Origin of the sequence: Aquimarina algiphila, assembly GCF_007489275.1 — a bacterium.
GTDB lineage: Bacteria > Bacteroidota > Bacteroidia > Flavobacteriales > Flavobacteriaceae > Aquimarina > Aquimarina algiphila.
Window position 1 is genome coordinate 1 of record NZ_VLNR01000244.1, and the last position, 261, is coordinate 261.

The 261-nt window shown below is 28.4% G+C and carries 1 protein-coding gene; it reads right to left on the bottom strand.

Features of this window, described 5'->3' with window-relative positions:
* The coding region (locus FOF46_RS32410) for a hypothetical protein (protein WP_208746857.1) at nt 1-261 on the bottom strand (261 nt) is incomplete at both ends.

Consider the following 261-nt stretch of genomic DNA (forward strand, 5'->3'; position numbering starts at 1 on the left):
GAAACCTCTCGAAACCTAATCTTTAGATATTCATCATTGATAACAACACAAGTTCCATTATTAAATTCAATATGATGCCCCCTCTTTTTTATTAGTTTTATGAAAGTATCCATAAATCTTAGAGCTCTAGGAATATTTGGTTTAGCAACACAAATATTAACAACACCGTTTGAAGAATCTATTAATCCATTAGTATTACCCCATTTATTAACTTTTTTGTTTTTCAGATCTTCTTTAACCTTTTTTATTAATGGATCAGGA